The organism is Isoptericola cucumis (assembly GCF_014635665.1).
GTDB classification, from domain to species: Bacteria; Actinomycetota; Actinomycetes; order Actinomycetales; family Cellulomonadaceae; genus Isoptericola; species Isoptericola cucumis.
On the sequence record NZ_BMDG01000002.1, the window covers coordinates 57,045 to 81,265 of the forward strand.

20 protein-coding genes are annotated in these 24,221 nt (G+C 75.6%); 7 read left to right on the forward strand and 13 right to left on the reverse strand.

Going from position 1 to position 24,221, the window contains the following annotated elements; all coding sequences use genetic code 11:
• Positions 1-26: 26 nt before the first annotated feature.
• Positions 27-797, reverse strand: a complete 771-nt coding sequence (locus IEW03_RS02415) for a hypothetical protein (RefSeq protein ID WP_188522072.1) — start codon at positions 795-797, stop codon at positions 27-29.
• 202 nt (positions 798-999) lie between these two features.
• On the opposite strand from IEW03_RS02415, the gene IEW03_RS02420 reads away from it, so the two are divergent.
• The gene (locus tag IEW03_RS02420) at positions 1,000-5,022 is read left to right on the forward strand and encodes a sigma-70 family RNA polymerase sigma factor (protein ID WP_188522073.1); all 4,023 of its coding nucleotides are present in this window, start codon (positions 1,000-1,002) and stop codon (positions 5,020-5,022) included.
• Positions 5,023-5,053: 31 nt separating this feature from the next.
• On the opposite strand, the gene upp is transcribed toward IEW03_RS02420, so the two are convergent.
• Positions 5,054-5,689 carry a uracil phosphoribosyltransferase gene (upp, locus tag IEW03_RS02425; protein WP_188522074.1) on the reverse strand — a complete coding sequence of 212 codons (636 nt, stop codon included), beginning with the start codon at positions 5,687-5,689 and terminating at the stop codon, positions 5,054-5,056.
• A gap of 187 nt (positions 5,690-5,876) precedes the next feature.
• On the opposite strand from upp, the gene IEW03_RS02430 reads away from it, so the two are divergent.
• Positions 5,877-6,308 carry a nucleoside deaminase gene (locus tag IEW03_RS02430; protein WP_188522394.1) on the forward strand — a complete coding sequence of 144 codons (432 nt, stop codon included), beginning with the start codon at positions 5,877-5,879 and terminating at the stop codon, positions 6,306-6,308.
• A gap of 80 nt (positions 6,309-6,388) precedes the next feature.
• Positions 6,389-7,468, forward strand: coding sequence for a transglutaminase domain-containing protein (locus IEW03_RS02435; RefSeq protein ID WP_188522075.1), 1,080 nt, complete (start codon positions 6,389-6,391; stop codon positions 7,466-7,468).
• A 9-nt stretch (positions 7,469-7,477) separates the two neighbouring features.
• Here the strand turns inward: IEW03_RS02435 and IEW03_RS02440 are convergent, their stop codons facing one another.
• A complete protein-coding gene (locus IEW03_RS02440) occupies positions 7,478-8,596 on the reverse strand; it encodes an FUSC family protein (RefSeq protein ID WP_188522076.1) in 1,119 nt (372 codons plus the stop codon).
• A gap of 121 nt (positions 8,597-8,717) precedes the next feature.
• Positions 8,718-10,298: a phytoene desaturase family protein gene (locus IEW03_RS02445; RefSeq protein WP_268236073.1), complete on the reverse strand. Its 1,581-nt coding sequence runs from the start codon at positions 10,296-10,298 to the stop codon at positions 8,718-8,720.
• Positions 10,299-10,388: 90 nt separating this feature from the next.
• On the opposite strand from IEW03_RS02445, the gene IEW03_RS02450 reads away from it, so the two are divergent.
• The 3 genes from IEW03_RS02450 to IEW03_RS02460 are packed head-to-tail and all read left to right on the forward strand — an operon-like array spanning position 10,389 to position 13,389.
• Positions 10,389-11,834 carry a sensor histidine kinase gene (locus tag IEW03_RS02450; RefSeq protein ID WP_229737336.1) on the forward strand — a complete coding sequence of 482 codons (1,446 nt, stop codon included), beginning with the start codon at positions 10,389-10,391 and terminating at the stop codon, positions 11,832-11,834.
• Positions 11,822-12,484, forward strand: a complete 663-nt coding sequence (locus IEW03_RS02455; RefSeq protein ID WP_188522078.1) for a response regulator transcription factor — start codon at positions 11,822-11,824, stop codon at positions 12,482-12,484. The genes IEW03_RS02450 and IEW03_RS02455 overlap by 13 nt, the downstream gene beginning before the upstream one ends.
• Positions 12,481-13,389, forward strand: coding sequence for a DUF4097 family beta strand repeat-containing protein (locus IEW03_RS02460; RefSeq protein WP_188522079.1), 909 nt, complete (start codon positions 12,481-12,483; stop codon positions 13,387-13,389). Before IEW03_RS02455 ends, IEW03_RS02460 begins: the two co-directional genes overlap by 4 nt.
• A gap of 39 nt (positions 13,390-13,428) precedes the next feature.
• Here IEW03_RS02460 and IEW03_RS02465 read toward each other — a convergent pair whose 3' ends face one another.
• The 8 genes from IEW03_RS02465 to IEW03_RS02500 form a co-directional block, all read right to left on the reverse strand.
• Positions 13,429-13,875, reverse strand: coding sequence for a thioesterase family protein (locus tag IEW03_RS02465; RefSeq protein WP_229737337.1), 447 nt, complete (start codon positions 13,873-13,875; stop codon positions 13,429-13,431).
• Positions 13,872-14,831, reverse strand: a complete 960-nt coding sequence (locus IEW03_RS02470) for a 3-hydroxyacyl-CoA dehydrogenase NAD-binding domain-containing protein (RefSeq protein ID WP_188522080.1) — start codon at positions 14,829-14,831, stop codon at positions 13,872-13,874. The genes IEW03_RS02465 and IEW03_RS02470 overlap by 4 nt, the downstream gene beginning before the upstream one ends.
• Positions 14,828-15,715: a beta-keto acid cleavage family enzyme gene (locus IEW03_RS02475; protein ID WP_188522081.1), complete on the reverse strand. Its 888-nt coding sequence runs from the start codon at positions 15,713-15,715 to the stop codon at positions 14,828-14,830. Before IEW03_RS02475 ends, IEW03_RS02470 begins: the two co-directional genes overlap by 4 nt.
• 66 nt (positions 15,716-15,781) lie before the next feature.
• A complete protein-coding gene (locus IEW03_RS02480) occupies positions 15,782-16,972 on the reverse strand; it encodes a serine hydrolase domain-containing protein (RefSeq protein ID WP_188522082.1) in 1,191 nt (396 codons plus the stop codon).
• 9 nt (positions 16,973-16,981) lie between these two features.
• Positions 16,982-18,790, reverse strand: a complete 1,809-nt coding sequence (locus IEW03_RS02485) for an ABC transporter ATP-binding protein (protein WP_188522083.1) — start codon at positions 18,788-18,790, stop codon at positions 16,982-16,984.
• Complete coding sequence (locus IEW03_RS02490; RefSeq protein ID WP_188522084.1) at positions 18,787-19,695, reverse strand: ABC transporter permease; 909 nt, start codon at positions 19,693-19,695, stop codon at positions 18,787-18,789. The genes IEW03_RS02485 and IEW03_RS02490 overlap by 4 nt, the downstream gene beginning before the upstream one ends.
• Complete coding sequence (locus IEW03_RS02495; RefSeq protein ID WP_188522085.1) at positions 19,692-20,762, reverse strand: ABC transporter permease; 1,071 nt, start codon at positions 20,760-20,762, stop codon at positions 19,692-19,694. Before IEW03_RS02495 ends, IEW03_RS02490 begins: the two co-directional genes overlap by 4 nt.
• A 1-nt stretch (position 20,763) precedes the next feature.
• On the reverse strand, positions 20,764-22,299 hold the full coding sequence (locus IEW03_RS02500; RefSeq protein ID WP_229737338.1) for an ABC transporter substrate-binding protein: 1,536 nt from the start codon (positions 22,297-22,299) through the stop codon (positions 20,764-20,766).
• A 169-nt stretch (positions 22,300-22,468) separates the two neighbouring features.
• Here IEW03_RS02500 and IEW03_RS02505 point away from each other — a divergent pair, with 169 nt between their 5' ends.
• Positions 22,469-23,269, forward strand: a complete 801-nt coding sequence (locus IEW03_RS02505; RefSeq protein ID WP_188522086.1) for an IclR family transcriptional regulator — start codon at positions 22,469-22,471, stop codon at positions 23,267-23,269.
• A gap of 38 nt (positions 23,270-23,307) precedes the next feature.
• Here the strand turns inward: IEW03_RS02505 and IEW03_RS02510 are convergent, their stop codons facing one another.
• Positions 23,308-24,216 (reverse strand): NAD-dependent protein deacetylase, encoded by a 909-nt coding sequence (locus IEW03_RS02510; protein ID WP_229737339.1) that lies wholly within the window; start codon positions 24,214-24,216, stop codon positions 23,308-23,310.
• Positions 24,217-24,221: the final 5 nt, after the last annotated feature.

A 24,221-nucleotide genomic window follows, 5' to 3' on the forward strand; every position in this document is an offset into this window, starting at 1 on the left:
GATCCGCAGGGCTCGACCGCCGGACGTCAGCGTGCGAGGTTGCGCAGCAGCTCCGCCGCCGCCGCATGGGTGGCGGGCAGGCGCTCGACCCACACCCGGGTCGGGCGCCGCAGCGTGTCCCCGAGCCCGAGCACCTCGGCGTTGCGCTCCACGACCCGCCGCGTGGCGAGCGCGACGTCCGCCGTCGTCTCCCGGCGCTCGCTCAGCACGGCGAAGACGCCGTCCGACAGCGCCGCCATCGGGTGCCCCTCGCCGAACACGTGCTCCAGCGCCTGCCCGACCGCGGCGGAACGCCCCGCCCGCTGCCAGGGGTCGAGGCCGTCGACCGCGACGTCGACCACCAGGAGGCAGTGCGTGCCGGCCACGTCGTCCTGCCGCGTCAGGGCCGTGCCGTAGGTCTCGCGCAGCCGCTCGGTCAGGTACTCGCCCGTCGGCAGCCCCGTGCCCGGGTCACGGACCCCGGCGAGCACCATCGTGCGCTCCCGCCCGTGCACCCAGCCGACGGCTCCGGCGCGCAGCGCCTTGAGGTCGGACTCGAGCCCCGCCACCCGGAAGGCGCAGGCGAGGTCGTCGAGCGTCTCCTCGAGGCCGATGCCCGCCGAGCCGCGGGCCATGCCGAGGCGGCCCGCCGCCGCCGTGGGGGAGCGTTCGTCCTCGATGGCCTCGGCCAGGGCGTCGATCGCCGGGTGGTACCAGTCGCCCGGCCGCAGCCATACCTCGGCCAGGCTGGTGGCGCGCCACCGGGCACGGACGTTGGTCGCGTGCTCCGACGCGTGGTCGCTCGGCGTCGGGCTCATACCGGTGAGAGCCTCATGGGGGCCCATCATGACGCAGAACCCGCAGCATTTCTCGGGTGAGATCTGAGGATCGTCCGATTGGCGGCGGGATCCTAGGGGATTCCCGCAGGAATTCACCCCCACGACACCCCGGTGTGCCAGTACAGTATCGACGTCTGCGCGTCTCGCCACGCCGCAGGTGGTGAAGGCAGGAGTGGTGGACGTGACGGACGTCTATGCACGACCGGGGGACTCGGCCCGCAGCGACGCGGAGCTGATCCTCGAGGTGCGAGGTGGCGACCTCGACGCCTACGGCGCGCTGTTCGAGCGCCACGCCGCTGCCGCGCGCTCCGTCGCCCGCCAGTACGCCCGCTCGGCCGCCGACGCCGACGACCTCGTGTCCGAGGCCTTCCACCGCGTGCTCGACGTCCTGCAGCACGGCGGCGGGCCCGACGCGACCTTCCGCGCCTACCTGCTCACCGTGGTCCGCCGCCTCGCTGCCGACCTCGCGAAGGGCCTGCAGCGCACCCGCCCCACCGACGACGAGCACACGCTGGACTCGGGCCTCGACTCCGTGGCCTCCACCGAGCTGCCCGCCCTGGCGAGCTTCGAGCGGTCGGTGGTGCGCCAGGCGTACGAGGCGCTGCCCGAGCGCTGGCAGGCCGTGCTCTGGTATACGGAGGTCGAGGGCCGCGCGCCGGCGGAGGTCGCGCCGATCCTCGGTCTCACGCCGAACGGCGTCTCCGCGCTGGCCTACCGCGCCCGCGAGGGCCTGCGGGTCGGCTACCTGCAGGAGCACCTGACCTCCGCCCCGTCCGAGGGCTGCCGCGCCGTGAACCCGATGCTCGGCAGCTACGTGCGGGGCGGCCTCGCGCGGCGCGAGGTCGCGAAGGTCGACGCGCACGTCGCCGACTGCCCGGAGTGCCGCGCCCTCGTGCTGGAGCTGTCGGACGTCGCCCACGGCATGCGCGCCGTGGTGGCGCCGCTGATCGTGGGCATGGCCGGGATGGCCGTCGTCGGTGCCCTGCCGATCGGTGGCGCCCTGGTCGGCGGGCTGACATGGGCGGGCGTGACGGCCGTGGGGACCGGGGCCGCGGGCGCGGGCGTCGTCGCCGGGACGAGCGGGAGCGTCGCGGGAGCCGGGGTCGGCGCCGGTACGGCCGGGGCCGTCAGCACCGGCGTCGTGACCGGCGGGTTCGCCGGGACCAGCACCCTCGGCACCGGCGTGATCGGCGCCGGCGGCACGGGCGTCGCCGCCACGGGCGGCGCGGCCGCCGGTGGGACCGCCGCTGCGTCGGGTGCCGGCGTGGCGGCCGCCGCCGGCGCCACCGTGGCCTCCGCGGGATCGGCCGCCGCCGGGACGGCGGGTGCGGCCGTCGCGGTGACCACCGGTGCGGCCGCCATGGGCGGGGCGACCGTGGCCGCGACGGCGGGCGCCATCGCCGTCGCGACGGTCGGCGTCGTCACCGTCCTCACCGCGATGAACCCGCCCGAGAGCACGCCGACGGCCTCCGAGCCGACGGTCGTGTCCGTGCCGGGCGCGCCGTGGCAGGTGCCGTGGGAGGACGCCGACGGCGACCCACGCCCCGCCGACGAGCCCGCGGACGACGACCCGGCCGTCCTGCCGACGTCGCCCGCGAACCTGGGTGGCGGCACGCTGTTCGCCGCGCTCGCCGACCCGGCCGTGCTCGACGTCTCCGCGGCGTCGACGGACGCCCTCCAGCCGCGCACCACGCAGCCGGTGGCGTTCACCGTGACCAACACCGGCGGCTCGGACGCCGACGGTGCCTACATCGAGGTGGCGCTGCCCGAGGGCCTGGACCTGGTGCGCCCGCCGTCCCCGGCCGGTGCCGCGGCGCCCACGGAACCGCTCGGCGCCGGTGACCTCGCCTGCACGCCCACCGACGACACCCAGCGCGTCGTCCGGTGCGAGCTCGGCTCGGTGCCGCCGGGCGAGTCGCGTACCCGGACGGTGCCCGTGCTGGCCCGCTCGGGCGGGAGCTACGCCGTCGCCGCCCACGTCTGGGCCGACGACCTCGCCCGGCAGTCCGTCGCACTGCCGCCCACGACCGTCCTCCCCTACGGCGCCGAGCTCACCGCGCAGGCCGGCCAGGTCCTCAGCGTGGCCAACCCCGGCGAGGCCTGGGTGCCGGTCACCGTCCAGAACACCGGCGACCTGCCCGCGGGCCCCGGCTGGTCCGCCCTCGTGACCGTCCCGGCGGGCCTGCACCCGGTCGGTGCCGACGGCGAGCTGGGCTGCTCGCCCGCACAGGACGGTGCCTGGTCGTGCGCGCCCGGCGCCGGTGCCGCGCCCCTCGGGGCGGGCGAGGCCCGGACCGCGCGGATCCAGGTCGTGGCGGACGGCGCGTCGCCCGCCGGCGCCGCGGACGTCGCCGTGCAGCCGGCCCTGCCGGGCTCGACCCATGTGGTCGCCGGCAGCGCCCGGCTCGACGTCGCCGAACCCTGGGCGGGCGCCACGACCGGCGGGCAGGGCGTCCAGGCCTGGTGCGTCGCCCGCGGCGGCGTCGCCGAGGCGCGGTCCGTCGTCGGCGCCACGTACGTCAACCGGACGGCGCAGACGGTCAGACTCCGTCTCGATGCCGCCGGCGACAGCCGGGCCGCCGACCAGGTGCTGGCCCCCGGCGCGTCGGCGACGGTCCGCGTGCCCGACGGGATGCGCGTCCCGGCCGGGACGGCGACCTGGACCCTGAGCACGACCGTCGCCGGCCAGGAGTACCGCACCACCGTGCACGCCGGTTCGCACGGCCGGGCCGAGTGCTACGACCCGCGCTGGGACGTCACCGCCAGGGCCGAGACGGTCAACGAGGGCGGCACGCTCGCGGTCCGCACGACGGTCACCAACGACACCGCCGAGCCGATGCAGGTGGGCGCCGCCGTCGCCGGCCGGTCGGCCGACGCGGTCCGCCTGGGGGCCGGCGAGACCACGACCCTCACCGTCCCGACCGGCGCCCGCACGCTCGACCCCGGCCAGGTGGAGCTGCGGCTCTACCGCTGGGTCGCCGACGCGGACGGCGACGCCCCCGAGCACGGCGTCGTGCCGACGAACGCACCGAAGGCGTCCTACGCCGGCGCCACCCTCGCACCCGCCACGGCGGGCGCCGCGACGCTCGCCGGGTCGTGCACCCCCGCGGACGGCTCGTCCTGGCACACCGTGTCCGTGCCGGTGGACAACACCGCCTCGACGCTGCCGGTCCGGTTCGCGACGGCGGTGCGGGGCTCCGAGTCCGCCGTCCGGGTGGACGGCGGGCGGACGGGCGTCCTCGAGCTGTCGGTCCCGTGGGGCACCCGGTCGCTGACCGTCTCCGCCGACGGCCGTGAGCTCGGCTCCGTCGACGTCCCCGCGTTCGCCGGCTGCGTCACCCCGTCCTGGCCGGCCGGGTCGGTCGACGTGGACGTGGCCACCCGGTGCGTGGACGACCGCGCCCAGGTGGTCGTGACGCTGCGCAACCGCGGCACGACGGACTACCGGGCGAACCTGGCCCGCGACGGCGCCGGGTCCGCCGCCCTCCCGGCGGGCGGCGAGGCGGTGCTCCACCAGCAGGTCGGCGGGCTCGAGGCCCCGGCGGGCAGCGTGACCCTGCAGTTCGGCCGGGAGTTCGAGGGGCAGCGGCACGTGGCCGAGCGGGAGCTCGCACACGCCGCCGTGTCGTGCAGGGTCGTGGCCCCGCAGGCCCGGCTCGACCTCGGTGACGTCCAGGTCTCCGAGCGCTGGTGGCGGACGACGTCCACCCGGTCGGCGGCCGTCGTCCTCGACAACAGCGGCTCGAGCGTCCCCGTGGAGTTCACGGTGTCGGGCACCGGCGGCGACCGGACGACGACCGTGGACGCGCGCTCGACCCAGCGCCTCGACGTCGGCACCGTCGTCGGCCGCCGGGGCGCGTCGTACGACGTGAGCGCGGGCGGGTGGTCCACGACCCTGGCGGTGGAGCCGTTCACGGGCGCCGCCGCCGGCTGGTGCGCCCCGCGCGCCCGCTGGGGGCAGGACTACGCCGTCGGCGACGTCGCGTCACGCCGCGGCACGAACTACCGGTACGTCGGCTGGGAGCCGCGGGGCGAGGCCGCGCAGGGCGACGCGCCCGGCCGCTCGGGGCAGGGCAAGGGGCATGGCAAGGGTCAGGGCAAGGGGCAGGGCGACGCCAACGGGCACGACGGTGCGCGGGGGCAGGCCCGCGGGCACGACGGCCGCGGGCCGTGGGTCGCCCTCGGGCGCTGCGAGTACCGCTGACCGCGGCGGGCGCCGCCGACGGCGGGACCGGTCAGACGACGCCGTACAGGCGGTCGCCCGCGTCGCCCAGGCCGGGGACGATGTACTTGTTCTCGTCGAGCCGCTCGTCGACGGCGGCCACCACCAGCTGGACGTCGACGCGGTCGCCGAGCGCCTCCTGCACGACCTCGAGCCCCTCGGGGGCGGCCAGCAGGCACACCGCGGTGACGTCGCGGGCCCCGCGCTCGAGCACGTAGTCGATCGCCGCGACGAGCGTGGCGCCGGTGGCGAGCATCGGGTCGAGGAGGAAGACCTGGCGGTCGGACAGGTCGTCCGGCAGCCGGTTCGCGTACGTGATCGCCTCGTACGTCGTCTCGTCGCGCTGCAGGCCGAGGAAGCCGACCTCCGCCGTCGGCAGCAGCCGTGTCATGCCCTCGAGCATGCCGAGGCCGGCGCGCAGGATCGGGATGACGATGGGGCTCGGGTCGGAGAGGTTCACGCCCGTGGTCGTCGTGACCGGGGTGCGGATCTCCTTGGGCACGGTGCGCACGTGCCGCGTCGCCTCGTAGGCCAGGAGGGTGACGAGCTCGTCGACCAGCTGACGGAACGTCGCCGACGGGGTGGACTCGTCACGCAGGACGGTGAGCTTGTGGGCCACCAGGGGGTGGTCGGCGACGTGCAGGTGCATGCCCCCACGCTACCGGGAGTTGTCAGAGTCAGGACCGTCTATACGCTGTCGTGAGTCTGACAAGTCGGGAGGGGACGTGGGCGACGACGGCGGCCGTACGGCGGCGCAGGGCCTCGCCCTGCCGTGGGCCGACGGCGCGTTCCCGCCGGCGACGGTGAGCGGGCGGCGCGCGGCGTGGGAGGCGCTCATGGGCCTGGCCCTGCACGAGGCGTCGCACGCCCTGGCCAGCGACGACGTCCCCGTGGGGGCGCTGGTCGTCGACGCCGACGGGCGGCTCGTGGGACTGGGCCGCAACCGGCGGGAGGAGACGGGCGACCCGACGGCGCACGCCGAGGTGCTGGCGCTGCGGCAGGCGGCGGCGACGCGCGGCGAGTGGCGGCTGACCGGCTGCACCCTGGTCGTCACGCTCGAGCCGTGCGTGATGTGCGCCGGCGCGCTGCTCTCCGCGCGGGTGCGTCGCCTCGTCCTCGGCGCCTGGGACCCCAAGGCGGGCGCGACCGGGTCGGTCTGGGACCTCGTGCGCGACCAGCGGGCGAACCACGCCGTCGAGGTGGTCGGCGGGGTGCGCGAGGACGAGTGCGGCGCGATCCTGCGAGACTTCTTCGACACGCGGCGCTGAGCACCGGCCGCCGCCGGTCGCGACCTCGCTCCCGACCGCTCTCGACGACGAGTCCGCACGACGACGGAGGTCTGCCCCGCATGGACGACACGGCACGCACGGCTCCGACCGCCCCACCGGCCACCGGGCAGGGCCGGGCGCCGACGCTCGACGACTACGCCCGCCACAGCGCCTACTCCGACCCGGGCGGCCACGCGGCGCTGCTCGCCGCCGTCGACCCTGTCCCGGCCGCCATCGGTACGGCGGCGTGCACCGCCGTCGTGCACTACCGGGCGGGCCGACCGGTCCTCACCGACGAGCAGGGCGCCGACATCGACCGGCGCTGGCTCGCGTCGGTGCTCGACGCCGCGACCGACCGCTGCCCCGGCCCGCTCGACGCGGCCCGCGACCAGGCGCAGCAGGTGGCGGGCTGCTGCCGTGACCACACGCTGCTGTCGGTGGGCGTGCTGCGCGAGCACGGGATCCCGGCGCGCTCGCGGATCGGGTTCGCGGGCTACTTCGAACCGCCGTTCTTCCACGACCACGTGGTGGTGGAGCACTGGCAGGCCGCCGACCCCGCCGACCCCGCAAGCCCCGACCCGGACACCGGTGCCGCCGGGGGCCGGTGGGTGCGCTGGGACCCGGAGCTCACCGCCGACGGCCGGTGGGACTTCGACGTGCACGACATGCCGACCGGGCCGGCGTCGCCGTTCCCGACGGCGGCCGAGGTGTGGCGGGCGATCCGCGCGGGCGAGGTGGACCCGGCGTCGTACGGCGTCGACCCCGGGTTGCCGCACCTGGGCGGCAAGGACTTCGTGCGGGGGTACGTGCTGCTCGAGCTCGCGCACCGGATGCGCGACGAGGTGCTGCTGTGGGACGTCTGGGGTGCGGCGCCCGACCTCCCCGGGATCGCCGGGCTGATGGGCCAGTCGCCGCCCGGGACGGTGCCGCTCGTGCGTCTCGAGCCCGAGACCTGGGACGCGCTGACCGACGCCCTCGCCACGCTGCTGGTGGCGGCCGACGCCGGGGACGCCGCCGCCGAGGAGGCGCTCGCGGCCCGGTACACGGCCGGGCTGGGCCCGCGCGGGCGCGTCGTCACGGCCTCGCCGTCCGGGCGGCTCGGGATCACGGACCTGGCGGCCCGCACGACGCGGTGGCGGGGCACGGGCGCGACCGACTGATCGGGACCGTCAGCTCGCCGGGTTCGGGCGCGACGGGTCCCGGGCGGCCCGCACCGAGGCGACGTCGTCGACCACCACCACGATGTGACGCACGCTCGTGATGAGCGACCCGTAGACGGGCCACCGGTCGCCGGGCAGCTGGTCACGGTTCTCCCAGGTGCGCTCGGCCAGCCGGTCGAGCCGTTCCAGGACGGGTGCGACCTCCGCGTCGGGGTCCGCGACCAGCCGTCCGGTCTCGCGCACCGTCGCGGACCACTCCTCGCGGAACCGGTCGTCCCACGTGCCGTCGGAGGTCGACTCGCGCAGCGTGCGTGCCAGATGCCGCAGGTGGGAGACGCCCTCGGCTACACGGCCCAGGATCTCGTCGTACCCGGCCTCGCGCCCCGGCTCCAGGTGCTGGTCGCGCCAGGCCCGAGGGCGCCGGGACGACCGTGCGGCCCGTCTCGGGTTCATCCGGGCGCTCTCCTGGGCGAACCGCACGGACTGCCATGCGGAGTCGAGCTCGTGGTCGATCGCGACGGTCTCGGCGACCCAGGCGTCGGCGCGGTCGGTGTCCCAGCCGCTCGCCAGCTCGTCGCCGATCGCGGCGAGCATCCCGCCCATGCGGCGGTTGATGCTGTCCACGTACCGTGCCGCCTGCCGGTCCCGCAGCGGGGGCAGGACCAGCAGGTTCGCCACGACGCCGATCGCCACGCCCAGCCCGACCTCCACGAGACGGTCGACCAGCAGCGGAGCCTGCGACCCGAACCCGCTGCCCAGGATGAAGACGGCCGTCGTGGCGACGGCGACGCCCTCGTCCCGCATCCATGCCAGGCGTGACACGACGAGTCCGACGAGGACGGCGAGGGCGAACGTCCACAGGCTGACGCCGAGGTACGTGCCCACCAGGAAGGACAGGGCGACACCGACGCCGGTCGCCACCGTGGTCTGCACGCCGCGGGCCAGCGACCGGTAGACGGTGGCGTGCACGGTCAGCAGCGCCGTCCACGGCGCGAGGAACGGCAGCTGTGAGTCCAGGACGGTCACCGACAGCCACCACGCGGCAGTCGTGGCGCCGACGCACTTGAGGATCTGGATGCCGTCGGTCAGGACCTCGGGCGAGACGTGCGCCGCGGCACGGCCTCTCATCGGTCTGCCGCCCCGGTCGCAGGCCGCGGACTCGTCGCTCGTCCGGGTGTGTGACGCATGAGGTCACGGTAAGGGCAGCGCCGCGTGGCTACCGGGTGGCTACCGGGTGGCCACGGGTGGGCTACAGCGGCGCGACGCGGACGCCGAACACCTCCCGCAGCGCGCGGCGGGCGGCGTGCCAGCCGCCCATGCCGTGCACGCCGGGCCCGGGCGGCGTCGACGCCGAGCACAGGTAGACGCCGCCCGCGCCCACGCGGTACGGGTCCGCCCGCAGGGTGGGGCGTGCGACCAGCTGCCACATCGTCGCCGCGCCGGCGGCGATGTCCCCGCCGACGTAGTTCGCGTTGTGCTGCTCCATGGCGTCGCCCGGCACGCAGCGCGAGGCGACGACGACGTCGCGGAACCCCGGCGCGTACCGCTCGATCTGGGCCGTCACGGTCTCGGTGACGTCGAGGTCGGAGCCCGCGGGCACGTGGGTGTACGTCCACAGGGGGCGCCGCTCGCCCCGCGGCGTGGCCGCCCGCCGGGTGTCGTCCACGACGGTCGGGTCGCTGACCAGGCACACCGGCCGCTCGGCGTGCCGCCCGGAGCCGACCGCCGCCTCCGCCGCCGCCATCTGCTCGCGGGTGCCGCCGACGTGGACGGTGCCCGCCCGGCCGACCAGCGGCTCCGCCCACGGCACCGGCCCGGACAGCACGTAGTCGACCTTCGCGGCGGCGTCGCCGTGGCGGAACCGGGACAGCGCGCCCCGCAGCCCGGGGGCCACGGCGTCCCCGAGCACCGCCAGCAGCGTGCGCGGGGTCGTGTCGAACAGGACGGCGCGCGCGGCCGGGAGGTCGGCGCGCGTCCGGACGGGGTGCCGCGTCACGACCGTGCCGCCGTGGGCCTCCAGGTCGGCCCGCAGCGCCGCGACGATCGCGCCGGACCCGCCGCGCGGGACCGGCCACCCGCCGTCGAACGGGTGGTGCGCGGCGGGGGAGGCGTGCGCGAGCGCGCCCAGCAGCAGCGAGGTCCCGGCACCGGCCAGCGAGGGCAGGGTCGTGATCGTGTGTGCCGCGACGCCCGTCAGCAGCGCGGGGGCGGCGTCGCCGACGAACCGGGCGCCCCAGGCGCGCGTGCCCTGCTCGAGCAGGCCGAGCCCGAACCGCAGCGCGGCGGTCGTGCCGCGGACCGGCCGCCGCCCGTCGAGCACGCCGGGCGGCACCGAACGGCGGTCGCTCAGGCCCACGGCGACCACGGCCTCCCACTCCTGGGCGAGCGGCCCGAGCAGCGTCCGCCACGCCGTCGCGTCGGGCCCCAGGCCGTCGGCCGTGCGGTCGAGGTCGCGCCACGCGACGGCCGCGCGGCCGCCGGGCAGCGGCTGCGCGTACGACACGTCGGGGGTGCGCAGCTCGACGCCGTGCGCGGGCAGGTCGAACGCGCGGAAGAACGGCGACGCCCACGCCATCGGGTGCACCGCGGAGCACACGTCGTGCACGACGCCGGCGGGCAGGCCCGCGAGCAGGTCGCCGTCGTCGCCCGGGGCGAGGGTGCGGCAGCCGCCGCCCACCGTGGCCTCGGCCTCGAGGACCGTCACCGACAGACCCGCCCGCGCGAGCGTGACGGCGGCCGCGAGCCCGTTGGGCCCGGATCCCACGACGACGGCGTCCAGCACGCTGTGCTCCCCTCGGTCCCTGCTCTCCCTGCGATTCAACCATCGCACCGGACGCCCGACGGAGTGGGGTGATCCCTACCCTGACCTCGTGGGCAGCCGGCCTGCCGTGCCGGGGCACCGCGTCCTAGGGTCGTGGTCGTGACCAGAACCGCAACCGCCTCGGGCGCCGTGCCGGGCGCCGTACCGAGCGCCGGGCCGAGCATCGAGGCCCGCACCGCCCCCGCGCTGCTCGTGCCGGGCGCGTTCCGCCGTGCGCCCGTCTCGGCGCCGACCTTCCGGGCGCTCGCCCAGCTCGCCGTCGGCAGCTGGTGGTTGCTCCTCGCCGGGACCGCCCTGTGGGTGTCGGTCCTGGTGTCCGTGCTGCTGGTGCCCGTCCTCGGGATCGGGATCCCCGTGCTGGCGTTCTGGCTGGTCGTGGCCCGGTGGTTCGCGTCGGCGGAGCGCGGCCGGATCGCCGTGCAGACCGACGTCGTCGTCCCGGCCCCGGCGCCGCCCGCCGCGGGCCCGGGCTCGTGGCGCCGCCCGTGGCCCGCGCTGGTCGCGCCCCTGCGCGACTCGCGGGCCTGGTCGGCCGTCGGCTACGCCTTCCTCGGCCCTCTCCTCGCGACGTTCGGGCTGCTGCTGGCGGCGACCCTCGCCGCCGGCGCGGTCGCCGTCGTCGTCCTCGCGGCGACGGGAGAGGCCGGGCAGCGGCTGGCCGTCGACGTGCCGTGGCCCCTGGCCCTGGTCGCCGCGCTCGTGCTCGCCGTCGTGCTGCTCTGGACGGCGGCCGTCCTCGCGCAGTACGCCTCCCTGCTCACGATCCGGCTGGCGGCCGCGCTGCTCGGGCCGTCGGCGTCCGAGGCCGCCCAGGCCCGCGCCGTCGCGGCCGAGGAGGAGGCGCGCACCGCCGAGCAGGCGGCGCACGCGGCGCGGGAGCGCGCCGTCGTCCTCACCGAGACCCGCTCGCAGGCGGTCGCGGCCGCCGACGCCGAGCGCCGCCGCATCGAGCGCGACCTGCACGACGGCGCCCAGCAGCGCCTCGTCGCGCTGGGGGTCGAGCTCGGCGTCGCACGGCGCGGCGCCGACCGCGACCCGGCCGTCGCCACCGCCGCGCTGGAGCACGCGCACGGCGAGGTCAAGGAGACGCTGGCCGAGCTGCGGGACCTGGTGCGCGGCATCCACCCCGCCGTGCTGTCCGACCGCGGGCTCGACGCCGCGCTCTCGGCGCTCGCCGCCCGCAGCCCCGTCCCGGTGCGGGTCGAGGCGGAGGACCTCACGGCCGCCGACCCCGCCGCCCAGGCCGCCGCCTACTTCGTCGTCGCCGAGGCCCTGACCAACGTGGCCAAGCACGCGGAGGCGACGTCGGTCGACGTGCGCGCGCAGGTCGTGGGCAGCACGCCCGACGGCGACGGCGACGCCGACGCCCCCGCCCGCCTGCGCGTCGTCGTCGAGGACGACGGCCGCGGCGGCGCCGAGCCGGCGCCCGGCAGCGGCCTCGCCGGCCTGCGCGGCCGGGTCGCCGCGCTCGACGGCGTCTTCGAGCTCACCAGCCCGCCCGGCGCGGGCACCCGACTCACCGTGGAGGTGCCGTGCGCATCGTGATCGCGGAGGACTCCGTCCTCCTCCTGGACGGACTCGTGCGGCTGCTGACGGCGGAGGGCCACGCGGTGACGGGGTACCGCACCGCCGACGAGCTGGTCGCGGCGCTGTCGCGGCCGGGCGTCACGATGCCCGACCTGCTCGTCACCGACGTCCGCATGCCGCCGTCGCACACCGACGAGGGCCTGCGCGCGGCGCTGCACCTGCGCAGCCTGCACCCCGAGCTGCCGGTCCTCGTGCTCTCCCAGTACGTGGAGCAGCGGTACGCGTCCGAGCTGCTCGCGCGCGGCGCCCGCGGCCTCGGGTACGTGCTCAAGGACCGGATCGCCGACGTCGACACGTTCCTCGACGCCGTCGACCGCGTGGCGCGGGGCGAGACCGTCATCGACTCCGAGGTGGTCACGCAGGTCATCGCCCGCAGCCGCCGCACCGACCTCGACGACCTGACCCGGCGCGAGCGCGAGGTGCTCGCGCTCATGGCCGAGGGGCGCTCGAACACCGCGATCGCGGACCGCCTCGTCGTGGGGATGGCCGCCGTCGAGAAGCACGTCACGAACATCCTCACCAAGCTCGGGCTGCCGCCCGACGCCGACGCCAACCGCCGTGTGCTCGCGGTGCTGCGCTGGCTCGACGAGAACGGAGCACGACCATGACCACCACCCAGCCCACCTTCCAGCCGGCGAGCCCGGCGCCCGCCCCGCGGCGCAGCGCGACCGGCCGGGTGCTGCTCGTGCTCGGTGTCGTGCTCGGGATCGCGACGGTCCTGTGGGTCGCGCTGTTCCTCGTCGACCTCGCGCTGTCGCGCGCGACGACGACGCACGAGTCGTACGCGGCCGCCGGGACGGTGGAGCTGGTCGCCGACGACGACGTGACCGTGCAGGTCGCCGAGGGCGGGGTCGAGGTCGACCGGATCGCGCACAGCGGCCTGACCGGCCCGACGTACCGCGCGGACGAGTCCGCCGACCGGCTCGTCGTGACCCACGAGTGCACCTCCTGGCTGTGGTTCGCCTCCCGCTGCGGCGGCGAGCTCGACGTGACGGTGCCGGCCGACACCGAGCTGGTGGTCCGCTCGTCCAACGGCGACGTGCTGGCCAGCGGCGTCGCGGGGGACGTCGAGCTGGAGTCGTCCAACGGCGACGTCGAGGCCGCCTCGCTCGGCGGCCGGCTGGACGTGTACAGCAGCAACGGGGACGTCGTCGTGCGCGAGGCCGCCGGTGACGTCGACGCGCGCTCGTCCAACGGGGACGTCGAGGTGTCCGACGTGGGCGGGACGCTCGACGCCGAGACGAGCAACGGGCGCGTCGACGTCGACGGGGTGACCGGTGCGGCGGTGGCGGTCTCCAGCAGCGGCGACGTCGTCGTCGAGGGCGTCGGGGGCGACGTGCGCGCCGAGTCGAGCAACGGCGAGGTCACCGTGACCGGCGACGGGGAGCCGGTGAACCTCGTGATGGACACGTCGAACGGGAGCCAGACCGTCGAGGGACCCACCGACCCGGCCTCGAGCCGGACCGTCGAGATCCGGTCGTCGAACGGCGACGTCTCCTACCTGGTGCCGTGACGGCCGCGGCCCGGGCGACGACCGCCCGGGCCGCGGCGCTCAGCGCCCGATCGTGATGGCGCGGCCGACGTCGGGGCCGGGCGCGGTGCGCACGGCCTCGACCCGCGCGGCGACGTCCGGCGGGAACGGCGCCGCGCGCCCGCCCGCCACGTGCAGCCCCAGCACCTCCTCGGTCGCCCGCAGGCGACCGCCCGACCACAGCTCGTGCCACAGGTGCAGCAGCTTGCCGGTGGCGCCGACGACGCTCGAGCGGACCTCCAGCTCGGCGCCCGCGGACACCTCGTCGAGGTACCGCACGTGCGCCTCGACCGTGTACAGCGAGGCGTCGTGGGCCTCCCGGTACTCCGGGCCGAGCCCGACGTGGTCCATCACCGCGTCCGTCGCGTGCCCGAGCACGAGCACGTAGTAGGCCTCGCTGAGGTGGCCGTTGTAGTCGATCCACTCGTCGCGGACCGGCTCGCGCCAGGGCGGCAGCACGCCGCTCACGCGCGCCCCGTGGCGCGCAGCAGGGCGACGACCTGGCGGTCGCGCTCGGCGACGAGGTCGTCGACGGTGCGGCCGTCCGCCTCGTCCTCGCAGCCGTGCACGACGGCGTCCCGCAGCCCGGGGGTGAGCTCGGGTGCGTCGAGCCGCGTCCACGGCGAGAGCAGCGACGGGCCGAAGTGGTCGAGCATGTGCGCCATGCCGCCCTGGCCGCCGGCCAGGTGGAACGTGAGCATGGGGCCCTGGAACGGCCACCGCAGGCCCGGCCCGTCGGTGATGGACCGGTCGATCTGCTCCACGGTCGCCTCGCCGGCGTCGACCATGTGCAGCGCCTCGCGCCACAGGGCCTCCTGCAGGCGGTTGGCGATGAAGCCCGGGACCTCGCGGTCCATGGTGATGACCGACTTCCCGGCGGCGCGCAGGAAGTCCGAGGCCCAGGTCACGGCGTCGTCGTCGGTCCGCTCGCCGCCCACGACCTCGACCAGCGGGACGAGGTACGGCGGGTTGAACGGGTGCCCGACGACGGTGCGGCCGGGGACGGCGCAGTCGGTCTGCATGTCGGTCATCGGGTAGCCCGACGTGGAGGAGGAGATCACCACGTGGTCGGCGGTGGCGGCGTCGATGTCGGCGAGCAGCCTCCGCTTGAGCTCGAGGTCCTCCGGCGCGCTCTCCTGCACGAAGTCGGTGCCCTCGACGGCCTCGGCCAGCGTGGCGCAGACGGTGAGGTTCGCCCGGTCGGCGCCGTCCGCGAGGCCGAGCTCGGTGAGCGCGGGCCAGGCCGCGTCCACCAGGTGGCGCAGCCGGGTCCCGAAGTCGGGGGCGGGGTCCCAGGCGCGCACCCGGTACCCGCGGGCGAGGAAGTAGGCCGCCCAGCCGCCGCCGATGACGCCGGCGCCGACGCAGGTGACCGTGCGGACCTCGTCCGGGGCGGTGCGGACGGGTGCGGTGCGGGCGGTCATCGGGCGCCCTCCAGCTGCAGGATCTCGCGGGCGTCGTTCGCGGTGGCCACCTGCGCGCCCATCGACTCGATGATGGTCCGGGCCCGGGTGACGAGCTGCGCGTTGGTGGCCTTGACGCCCTTGCTCAGGTACAGGTTGTCCTCGAGGCCGACGCGCACGTGGCCGCCCAGCAGCACCGACTGCGCCACCCATGGCAGCTGCATGCGGCCGAGCGCGAACGACGACCACACCGCGCCGTCGGGGAGCTGGTCGACCAGCGTCGCCAGCAGCCGCGGGTCGGCGGGCATGCCGTAGGGGACGTCCATGCACAGCTGGAACATCGTGGGGGAGTCGATCAGGCCCTCCGCGACGAGCTTCTTGGCGAAGACGAGCTGGCCGGTGTCGAAGATCTCCATCTCGACGCGGGTGCCGAGCTCCTGGATGCGGCGGGCGCCGTCGCGCAGGATGTCCGGGGTGCTGACGTAGACCAGGCTGCCCTCGCCGAAGTTGAGGCTGCCGCAGTCCAGGGTGCAGATGTCCGGCTTCACGGTGCCGACGTGCTTGAGCCGCTCCACGCCGTTCACCAGGTCCGTCTCCGGCAGGATGGTGGTCGGCTCCTTCGGGTCGAGGTAGAGGTCCCCGCCCATGCCGGCCGTGGTGTTGACGACCACGTCGACGTCGCTGGCGCGGATCAGCTCGACCGCCTCGCGGTACAGCTCCGTCTCGCGCGACGGCGCCCCGGTCTGCGGGTCGCGCACGTGGACGTGCACGATGGCGGCGCCCGCGCGGGCGGCGTCGATGCCCGCCTGGGCGATCTGCTCCGGGGTGACGGGCACGTGCTCCGAGCGGCCGACGGTGTCGCCGGCGCCGGTGAGCGCGCAGGTGATGATGACGTTGCGGTTCATGGTGTCCTCTCGGGGGTCTTCGAGGTCGGTCGAGCGGTCGGGCGGGCCGTCGGTCGAGGGCGCGGGTCAGGCGCGGGTGCGTGCCACCGCGTCGGCGATCGCCTGCAGGCCCAGGTAGCTGAGGTCGCGGTAGTGGCGGTCCTCCCACGCGTCGGCGTACGGCCACAGGGAGGTCTTGACCACGACGACGCCACGGTCGCGGTCGACGAGGGTGAACTGGCCGTGGCTGCCGTCGGCGACGAGCACCCGGCCCTCGCGGTCCAGCGGCCACCAGTGCCAGGAGTACCCGGCGTGGGTGGTGTAGGCGCTGGGCAGCCGGCCGGGGGCGAGGAACGGGTACGGCGGGACGCCGTCGCCGGCGACCCACCCGGCCGACAGCAGCCGGTCCCCGTCCGGGGTGCCGCCCACCCGGCCGTCCAGCGCGAGCAGGCCCACCCGGGCCCAGTCGCGCGCGGTGGCGGCGACGCCGCCACCGGCCATCGCGACGCCGTCGCCGTCCACGCCCACGACGGCCTCGTCGGCGCAGCCGAGGTCGGCCCAGAGCCGGCCCACGGCGTCGGCGAACGGCACGCCGGTGGCCCGCTCGCGCACCCAGTCGAGCACCTGGGAGTCGGCCGTGCAGTACTCCCACTGGGTGCCCGGCCGGTGCTTCGAGCGCGTCTGCGCGAGCTGCGATCGCGTGCTGCCGCCGGTGCGGAACGCGCCCACCAGCCGGGCGGCGGGGCCGGCGGGGTCGCGGTGGTCCTCGGTCCAGTCGAGCCCGGTCGTCATGGTGATGACGTCGGTGACGGTGCAGGCGTCGTAGCCGGAGCCGGCCAGCTCGGGCACGTGGTCGGTGACGCGGTCGGCCAGGGTCAGGTCGCCCTCGGTGACGGCGCGCCCGACCAGCGTCGCGAGCAGGGACTTCGTCATCGAGGCACCGAGGAACTTCGTCCGCGGGCCGAGCCCGTCGGCGTACCACTCGTGCACGACCTCGCCGCGGTCCAGCACGAGCAGGCTGGTGGCGTAGGTCTCCGCCCGCCAGCGGTCGAGGTCGGCGAGGTGCCCGGCGCCGGCGACCTCGACGTCCAGGTCCCGGGGCGCCTCGGGGAGGCGCGTGGGCCGGGGCGCGGCGACGCGCACGTGCGGCAGGGCCGGGGAGCCGCCGGCGGGCAGGTGCGGGTCGACGAACCGCAGCGCCGCGACGGACCGCTCGGCGGGCGGCGCGGCCTCGGGGCTCTGCGGGCTCTCGGGGGTGACGGTGCTCTCGGTGCTCACGGCGTCCTCTCAGTCGATGCGCGGGGTGTGGGCCAGCAGCGTCCGCGTGTACTCCTGCTGCGGATGCTCCATCACCTCCACGACCGGCCCCGACTCCACGAGCCGGCCGGCCGAGAGGATGTCGACCCGGGTGGCGATGGACCGCACGAGCGCCAGGTTGTGCGTCACGAAGAGCATCGCGATGCCCCGCTGGGTGCGCAGGTGATCCAGCAGCTCGACGATCGAGCCCTGCACGGACACGTCGAGCGCCGAGGTGATCTCGTCGCAGACGAGGACGTCGGGCTGGGCGGCCAGCGCCCGGGCGATCGCGACGCGCTGCCGCTCGCCGCCGGAGAGCCGGTCGGTGCGCAGGTCGAGCACGGCGGGGCCGAGCGCGACCGCGTCGAGCAGGTCGACCACCCGGTCGGTGGCCTGGCTGCCGCGGGCGAGGCCGAAGAGCTCCATCGGTCGGCGCACCAGCTGGCCCACCGTCTGGCGGGGGTTCAGCGACAGGTACGGGTTCTGGAAGATGTACTGGATGCGGCGGCGGTCGTCGCCGGTGCGGCGCCGGCTGGAGCGCGCCAGCTCGTGGTCCTCGAACCGGATCCGCCCTGTCCACTGCCGGTGCAGGCCGCCGACGGCGCGCGAGATGGTGGTCTTGCCGCTGCCGGACTCGCCGACGAGCGCCACGCACTCGCCCCGGGCGAGGTCGAACGAGACGTCGTGCACCACCTGGGTGCGGCCGTAGGAGACGTTCAGCCCCTCGACCGCGAGGACGACGTCGCGCTCCACCGACGGCGGGGCGTCGGGCACGCGGCCGAGGTCGATGTCCCACGGCCCGAGCTCGTCGGTGCGCAGGCACCGGGCCCAGTGGTCGGTGTCGAGCTCGACGGGCACCGGCTCCGTGGTGGCGCAGGCGTCGGTGGCGAAGACGCACCGGTCGTGGAACCGGCAGCCCGACGGCCGGTTGCCCGGCTGCGGGGTCCGGCCGGGGATGCCGGCGAGCGCGCGGGCCTGGCTGACGTGCGGGATCGCGTCCAGCAGCGCGCGCGTGTACGGGTGGGTCGGGGCGGAGAAGACCTGCTCGCGGCGGCCCAGCTCGACGATCCGCCCGGCGTACACGACGGCCACCCGGTCGGCGACCGTGCCGATGACGGCGAGGTCGTGCGTGACGTACAGGGCGGCGACACCGTGCGCCTCGCAGAGCCGGTCCATGGTCTCGAGCACGAGGGTCTGCGTGGTGACGTCGAGGCCGGTGGTCGGCTCGTCCAGCACGAGCACCTTCGGGCGGGGCAGGAACGCCATCGCCAGGGCCACGCGCTGCACCTGCCCGCCGGAGAGCTGGTGCGGGTAGCGGTCGAGGAACGCGTCGTCGTCGGGCAGCCCCACCTCGGCCAGCCCGGCCCGCGCCCGCTCGAGGCGCCCGGCGGGCGTGTCGATGCCGCGCAGCTCGAGGAGCTCGACGATCTGCCGCCCGATGCGGATGCTCGGGTTGAGCGCGGACGCCGGGTCCTGCGGCATGTACGCGACGTGCTCGCCGCGCAGCAGCCGGACGTCGTCGTCGGACAGGCCGAGCACCTCGTGGCCGTCGACGACGACCTCGCCGGCGTCGATCACGGCGCCGGCGCGGGCGTGCCCGAGCAGGGCGGTGCCGATCGTCGTCTTGCCGGAGCCGGACTCGCCGACCAGGCCGACGACCTCGCCGGGGCGCAGGGTGAGGTCGATCCCGTCGACGACGTCCACGTCGCCGGCGGCGAGCGCGACCCGCAGGCCGCGCACGGTGCAGACGGCGTCCGGCGCCTCGGTGGTCGCGGCGGCACGCGCGGTGGTGGCGGTCATCGGTCGCCTCCCTTCGAGGTGAGCTGGGCGATGCCGTCGGCGGCGAGGTTCGTGCCGACCGCGAAGATGCCGATCATGAGCACCGGCGCCAGCACGCCCCAGGGCTGGACCAGCAGCGCCAGCCGGTTCTCGTTGATCATCTGGCCCCAGTCGGCCGCGCCCGGGTCGGTGGAGAAGCCGAGGAACGCGATGCCGGCGACCATGCCGATGGAGTACGTGAGCCGCAGCCCGGCCTCGGCCAGGAGCGGTCCGCTCATGTTGGGCAGGACCTCGCGGACCACGATCCGCAGGCGGGACTCGCCGAGCGCCTCGGCGGAGGTCACGAAGTCGCGCCGGGTGAGGCCGAGGGCCACGCCGCGCGAGACCCGGGCGACGCGGGGCGCGTGCGAGATCCCGACGAGGACGACGATCAGCCACATGGTGGGCTCGGCCACGGTGGACAGCACCAGCAGGGTGAGCAGGATCTGCGGGAACGCGAGGACGGCGTCGTTGAGGCGCATGACGACCTCGTCGAACCAGCCGCCCACGTACGCGGCCAGGATGCCGACCAGCACGCCGAGCACCAGGCCCACGACGGTGGACAGGAGGGCGACGACGAGGACGGACAGGCCGCCGTGGAGCACCCGCGAGAGCACGTCCTGCCCCAGGTAGTCGGTGCCCAGCACGCCGGCGGTGCTGTACGGGTCGCCGGTGATCTCGTGCTCGCCGTGCGGCGCGAGCCACGGTCCGACCACGGCGACGAGCACGACGAACGCGGTGATGGCGAGGCCGACGACCAGGCGCGGCTGCCACGACCGGCGGCGGGACGCCGTGGAGGAGCCACCGGCGGGGGCGCCGTCGGCGGCGGGGGCGAGGGCGGTGCGGGCGGTCCCCGACGTGGCGGGGGCGGTGGCACGGGCAGTCATGAGCTGATCGCCGTCCTCTCTCGGGGCGTGCACAGGATGGACAGCACGTCGGCGACGAGGTTCACCACGACGTACACGGCGGCGACGATCATCGCGAGCGTCTGGACCATGGGGATGTCGCTGTTGCGGACGCTGTCGACGAGGCTCGCGCCGATCCCCGGGTACGAGAAGAGGTACTCGACGAGCACGATGCCGCTGGCCAGCCAGGCGAGCTGGAGGCCGATCACCTGGATGGCGGGCACGACGGCGTTGCGCAGCGCGTGCCGGCGCAGGACCACGCGCTCGGGCACGCCCTTGAGCCGCGCGAGCTCGACGTAGTCGCTGTCGAGGACGTCGAGCAGCGTCGAGCGCATGATGCGGATGACGTACGGGGCGACGACCAGCACCAGGGTCACGACGGGCAGGATCATCGACGCGGGCTGGGTCCACGGGCCCTCGCCCCCGGCGCTGATCGTGACGGCCGGGAGGGCGTGGAAGACCACGGTGGAGAAGAGCGCCACGAGCACGATGCCGACGACGAACTCCGGCAGGCCGGCGAGCGTCAGCACGACGAGCTGGATGCCGTGGTCGAGCCGGCGCCCGCGGTGCCGCGCGCTGAGGAGCGCGACGGCGAACGAGACCGGGATGATGACGACGGCGGCGATCAGCACCAGGACGCCGCTGTTGACGACGCGGTCGCCGATGAGCTCGCCCACGGGGAGCCCGTTCGCGACGGACGTGCCGAGGTCGCCGCGCAGCAGGCCGCCGAACCAGTGCCAGTATCGGTCCCACAGCGACTCGTCGAGGTGCAGCTGCTGGCGGATCTGCTCCGCGCGCCCGAGGTTGGTGGCGGCCTCCTTGCCGAGGATCGCCTTGACCGGGTCGCCCAGGGCGGCCGTGGCCAGGAAGACCAGCACGGACACGAGCCACAGGGTGAGCGCGGCGAGCCCCACCCGCCGGGCGGCCCAGAGGGTCCACGCGGTCGCGGGCGAGCGGCGGGCGCTGCTGGACCCGGAGGTCGTGGTGGCCGGCGGCCCGGCGGGCGGCCCTGCCGCGGGGGCGGGGTCGTGCGTGCGGACGGTGGTCATGTCAGGCCCCCTCGACGAACGACACGCGGTGGAACTTGTAGCCCCCGCTGGGCAGGTACCGGTCGGGCTCGAAGCCCTGGACGAGGTTCGAGTACCCGTCCACCTGCTTCTTGAAGCCCCAGACGATGAGGCCGCCGCGCTCGTGCTCGATCTCCTGGCAGCGGTGCAGGAGCTCGCCGCGCCGGGTCTCGTCGACCGTCCGCGTCGCCTGCGCGAACAGCTCCTGGAACTCGGCGTCGTCGAAGTGGGTCTCGTTGTACGGCGAGCTCGGCAGCGCGCACGACGCGACCTGCGGCACGTAGTTGCGGGTCACCCAGAAGTCCTGGGCGAAGGGCCACTGGAGGTACTGCTCGCCGTAGAAGGTGTTGGGGTCCGCCTTGTTCAGGCGCACGTCGATGCCGGCCTTGCGCGCCTGGTCGACGAAGAGGTTCGCGGCCTCCACGCCGCCGGCGCCGACGGCGCTGGAGGTGACGAGCTCGACCTGGAGGTCCTCGTGCCCGGCCTGCTTGAGCAGCGAGCGGACCTTGTCGAGGTCCTGCTCGCGCTGCGGCAGGTCGTCGGCGTAGGCAGGGTCGAAGGGGGCGTACAGGTCGTTGCCGACGAACCCGTACCCGCCCAGCGCCTGGTCGATCATCTGCTGGCGGTCCACGACGAGGCGCATGGCCTCGCGCACCCGGACGTCGGAGAAGGGCTCGGTGTCGACGCGCATGGTGAAGGGCATCCAGGCGCCGGTGTCGGAGACGAGGGCGGACGAGCCCTGTTCGGCGACGGCGCCCGTGAGGTAGGAGGGCAGGTTGTCGATGCTCTGCACCTGCCCGGCCAGGAGGGCGTTGACCTTGGCGGCGTCGTCGGCGAAGTCGTAGATGACGAGCTCGTCGACCCAGGCCGCCTCGCCCCAGTAGTCGTCGTGCCGGCGGAAGCGGCTGAGCTGGCCGGGGGTGAAGGTGTCCGCCCGGAAGGCGCCGGTGCCGACCGGGTTCGCGGGGTCGAAGTCGGTGGGGACGATCCCGGCCGTGTACTCCGCGATCAGCTGGTCGAACACGGAGTAGGGCTGCTTGAGCGCGAACCGCACGGTGTGCTTGTCGAGCGCGCGGGAGTTCTTGATGTCCAGGACCTCGGTCAGGGGTCCGGCGGCGCCCGTCTCGGGGTCGGTGATGCGGGACATGGTAAAGAGCACGTCCTCGGCGGTCATCGTCTTGCCGTGGTGGAAGGCGACGTCGCGGCGCAGCTCGACGGTCCAGGAGGTGGCGTCGCGGTTCGGCGTCACCGCCGTCGCGAGCGCGGGGGCGAGCTGGTAGGCGGAGTCCCAGAACAGCAGCGGCTCGTACAGGTTGTTGACCCGCGCGATGTCGGGGTTGGTGACCGGGAAGTGCGGGTCGAGGGAGTCCTTGAGGCCGCCGCCGGTGGCGCCGTGGCTGAGGGTGCCGCCGCGCCGTCGTGGCGCTGCCGGATCGGGTGGCGGGGGGACGGTGCCGCACCCCGCGAGGGCGGTCGTGCCGACCGCTCCGGCCGCTGCGATCGCCGCCAGTCGGAGCACGTCCCGCCGCGAGATCCCGCGGCCACCTGGACCGAGTCCGTTGTAGATTGTTCTCTCCTTGTTCGCATGACGAGCACCCTGTTGAACGATGCGAACATAGGGGCCGAGGTAGGTGACGTCAAACCGGCCTGGCAAGCCGGGCAAGGGATCGCAAAGGACGGAGTCGGAGATGGACGACGGGGTTCCCGAGGAGGTCGAGGTCGACGCCGGGCGGCGCAGCGGCCGGGTGCAGTCGGTCGACCGGGCCGTCGCCCTGCTGCGCGCCGTCGCCCGGTCGAGCAGCCCCGGGGACGCCACCGTGGCCGCGCTCGCCGTCCGGTGCGGGCTCAACCGCGCCACCGCGTGGCGGATCCTCACGACCCTCGAGGCCGAGAGCATGGTGGCGTGCGACCGCCGCACCGGCCAGTGGCAGATCGGCGTCGGCCTGGTCGAGCTCGCCGGGACGACCGGGGTCGACAGCCTGGTCCGCTCCGCCCAGCCGGTGCTGGAGCGCGTCAGCCTGCAGACGGGCGAGACCGCCGCGCTCGCCGTCTTCCGGGGTGACCGGCTGACCTACGTCGACGAGGTGGCGCCGACGTCCGTCGTGGCCGCGTCGTGGAAGGGCCGCACCGTGCCGGTGCACGCGACGTCGACCGGCAAGGTGCTGCTCGCGTTCCTGCCCGTGGAGTCGGCCCGCCGCCTGCTCGGGGCGCGGCTCAAGCGCTACACCGCCACCACCGTCACCGACCGGCACGCGCTGGACGCCGAGCTCGACGAGACCCGGCGCCGCGGCTACGGCGTCTGCCGGGGCGAGTACGAGCCGTCCGCGTACGGGGTGTCGGCGCCGGTGCTCGACTCGCACGGCCACCCGCTCGCCGTGGTGAGCGTCTGGGGGCCGGGCAGCCGGCTCACGGAGGAACGGTTCGAGGCGCTGGGCGAGGTCGTGCGCGACGCGGCCGACACCATCGCGCGGCCGAGCCCGCGGCGCTGAGCGGGCTGGCCCGCGGCCTCACGGGCTGGCCCGCGGCCTCAGAGGCGGTCGGCGAGGGCGACGAGCGTCTCGGTGACGCCGTCGTCGACCTTGAGGGTCGCGAGCGGGTCGCCGCGCGTCTCGCCCCGGTTGACGACGACGACCGGCTTGCCCGCCTTGGCCGCGTGCCGCACGAACCGCAGGCCGCTCATCACCGTCAGCGACGTGCCCGCGACCAGCAGCGCGTCGGCGTCGTCCACCAGCGCGTACGCGCGCTCGACCCGCTCGCGGGGCACGTTCTCGCCGAAGTAGACGATCTCCGGCTTGAGCACCCCGCCGCAGAACTCGCACGCCGCGGGCACGAAGTGGCTCGTCTGCTCGATGACGGCGTCCGCGTCCGGCGCGGTCTCGATGTCCGCCACCGTGGCGCCGTCCGCCAGCACCGACTCGATGAAGCCCGGGTTGAGCGCGTCGAGCCGGTCCGCCAGGTGCGCCCGGCTGATCACCCGCGAGCACTGCAGGCAGATCACCCGGTCGTAGCGGCCGTGCAGGTCGATGACGTGCCGCGACCCCGCGTCCTCGTGCAGCAGGTCGACGTTCTGGGTGATGACGCCGCGCACGACCCCGCGGTCCTCCAGCGCCGCCAGCGCGCGGTGCCCGGCGTTCGGCTCCGTGCGGCGCACCACCTGCCAGCCCACGTGGTTGCGGGCCCAGTAGTGCCGGCGGAACGCCTCGTCGGCGACGAACTGCTGGTACGTCATCGGCGCGCGCTTCGGGGAGTCCGGGCTGCGGTAGTCCGGGATGCCCGAGTCGGTCGACACGCCCGCGCCGGTCAGCGCCGTCATCGTGCGGCCGGCGAGCACGCGCACGGCGTCGTCGACGGTGCCGTGGTGCACCACCGCGTCCGGCGGCAGCTCCCACCGCCGGTCCTGGTACGTCGGGGCGAGCGGCCGGGGCACGGGTTGCACGCCTT